Source organism: Streptomyces sp., assembly GCF_050698815.1.
In the GTDB taxonomy this organism is placed as follows: Bacteria; Actinomycetota; Actinomycetes; order Streptomycetales; family Streptomycetaceae; genus Streptomyces.
This window is the reverse complement of sequence record NZ_JBOHCV010000023.1, coordinates 1-2,523: the sequence shown is the minus strand read 5'-3', so window position 1 is coordinate 2,523 and position 2,523 is coordinate 1. Positions and strand designations below refer to the sequence as shown.

Sequence of the window (2,523 nt, the reverse complement as noted above, 5' to 3'; positions counted from 1 at the left end):
CCCGGTGCCTCGCCGCCGGTGACGACGGTGGCGTAGGAGCGGGCCCGCGTCACGAAGCCCGCGACGCGGTCGCGGTGTGCGTGCGAGATGAGAGGACCCAGGTCGGTGCCGGGAGCGAACGGGTCACCGACCCGCACCTGGCGCATCAGTTCGGCCACGCCGCTCACGAAGGCGTCGTAGAGCGGCCGCTGGACGTACGCCCGCGTCGCCGCGGTGCAGTCCTGGCCGGAGTTGATCAGGGCCCCCGCCACCGCTCCGTGCACGGCCGCCGTCAGGTCGGCGTCGTCGAAGACGACGAACGGCGCCTTGCCGCCCAGCTCCAGATGCAGCCTCTTCACGGTGCCGGTGGCGATCTCGGCGACACGCTTGCCGACTGCCGTGGACCCGGTGAAGGAGGTCATGGCCACGGCGGGGTGGCCCACCAGCGCCTCGCCGGCGTCGCGGCCCGCACCGGTGACGATGTTGATCACCCCGTCCGGGATGCCGGCCTCGCGGGCGGCGTCGGCGAACATCAGGGAGGTCAGCGGGGTGAGTTCGGAGGGCTTGAGGACGATCGTATTGCCGGCGGCCACAGCCGGGAGGATCTTCCAGGCGGCCATCTGGAGCGGATAGTTCCAGGGGGCGATCGAGCCGATGACGCCGAGCGGTTCGCGGCGTACGTACGAGGTGTGGTCGCCGCTGTACTCGGCGGCCGCGACACCCGGCAGCTGCCGCGCGGCACCCGCGAAGAAGGAGACGTTGTCGAACGATCCGGGGACGTCGAACTCCTCGGACAGCTTGACCGGCTTGCCGCACTGCAGGGACTCGGCGTACACGAAGTCCGCGGTCCGCTCCCCCAGCACCGCCGCCCAGCGGTGCATCGCGTCGGAGCGTTCGGCCGGGGTCGCGCCCGCCCAGCCGGGCAGCGCGCGTCCGGCGGCCTCGACGGCCGCGTCGACGTCCGCGGGGCCCGCCAACTCGTACTCCAGGACGTGCTCGCCGCCTGCGGGGTCGATGACCGCCTGGGTACGGGCGGAACTGCCGGAGCCGAGCCGTCCCGCGATGTACTCGGCGCCCGCCGCGAACCGCGCAGACACATCGAAGCGCTGGACCATCGTTGAGCTCTCCTGCCTACGGCGATGTGACGTCAGCCGGTATGGAACGCCGATCCTGACAGGAGGAGCTCGATTGAACAAGGGATTCCGTCGCTGCCTTTTGATTACGCCACGGAATCTGCATCCAGCACCGATTCACACCCAGCGATCCGCGGGTCTACCCGACGAGCGTGCCAGCGCCCCGGGCGTCGAGGGAAGAGCCGTCGCCGCCGGTACCCGGGTCCGTATCCGGGTCCGAGGGGGCGTTCTGGAAGACGGTGAACGTCAGGACGATGATCGTGATGATGACCGCCGAGAGGATGGTCCCCACGATGCCCATCACGAAGCCCGCCGTCGCCTGGCCGCGCCCGCTCAGCTCACCGCGGTCCACGCCACGACGCGCGGACAGTCCCAGGCCCAGCGCGACGGGCGAGGTGAGGATGGCGAGGAAGCTGCCCCAGCAGCTGGCCACCGCGACCATGCTGATGATGCCGACCACCATGGCGGCAACGGACTTGCCGTTGGGCGGCTGCGACCCCGGCCAGCCGTAACCGCCGGGCACCGTCCCGTGGCCGTACGGCTGAGGCGCCGCCGGATAGCCGTAGGCCGGTCCGGGGCCGGGATGCCCGTACTGGGGCCCTCCGTACTGGGGCCCTCCGTACTGCTGACTCCCGTACTGCTGCCCGCCGGGCTGCTGCCCGTAGCCCGGCGCCTGCCCGTAACTCCCGTATCCCGCGCCGGAAGGCTGCCCCGGCCCGCGCGCGGCACCACCCGGAGCAGGGGGCACCGGAGGCGGCACGGCGCCACCGCTCGCCGAGGTGATCGTCGGCTGGTCGGCCAGGGGCTTCCGCTGCCGGTCCCGGTCGGCCTCTCCCGGACCTTTGCCCAGCGGGACCCCGTTTCCGGGTGGCGCCCACGGATTGTGCGGTTCCCCGCCGGCACCACCGGCACCGCCGGCACCACCGGCACCGCCGGCACCACCGGACCGCCCGGACTGTCCGGTGTCGTCTGCCATTGTCCCCTCCTGTGTCGCTCGTCCCGCACACCATGCTATTCGCCTGCTCAGACCGCCCGCCTACGATGATCCGGCTCCCTTCCGACCGGAGGTTCCGTTGTCCGACCTGACCGCGTTCATCGCCGGGCTGCCCAAGGCCGAGCTGCATGTGCACCATGTCGGCTCCGCCTCACCCCGCATCGTCGCCGAACTCGCCGCCCGGCACCCCGATTCCGCGGTACCCCAGGACCCCGTGGCGCTGCGGGAGTTCTTCACCTTCACCGACTTCGCGCACTTCATCCAGGTCTATCTCGCGGTGGTCGATCTGCTCCGGGACGCCGAGGACGTACGGCTGCTGACCTACGAGATCGCCCGCGACCTGGCACGGCAGCAGGTCCGCTACGCCGAGCTCACCGTCACGCCGTTCAGCTCCACCAGCCGCGGCATACCGGCCGA

General features: G+C 71.5%; 2 protein-coding genes and 1 pseudogene. 1 reads left to right on the top strand and 2 read right to left on the bottom strand.

The annotated features are described in order from the left end of the window. On the bottom strand, window positions 1-1,094 hold a 1,094-nt coding region (locus ACRDP3_RS00795; protein WP_431514825.1), incomplete at its 3' end, for an aldehyde dehydrogenase family protein. Window positions 1,095-1,251: 157 nt separating this feature from the next. Beyond that, window positions 1,252-2,088: a DUF4190 domain-containing protein gene (locus tag ACRDP3_RS00790; protein WP_431514824.1), complete on the bottom strand. Its 837-nt coding sequence runs from the start codon at window positions 2,086-2,088 to the stop codon at window positions 1,252-1,254. Window positions 2,089-2,131: 43 nt separating this feature from the next. Between ACRDP3_RS00790 and ACRDP3_RS00785 the strand changes: the two are divergent. After that, window positions 2,132-2,523, top strand: a pseudogene (locus ACRDP3_RS00785) (adenosine deaminase); the annotation flags it as partial.

What these genes read in the sequence shown, in the direction of transcription:
- ACRDP3_RS00790 (WP_431514824.1), bottom strand. Translation starts at nt 2,088, where the DNA reads ATGGCAGACGACACCGGACAGTCCGGGCGGTCCGGTGGTGCCGGCGGT.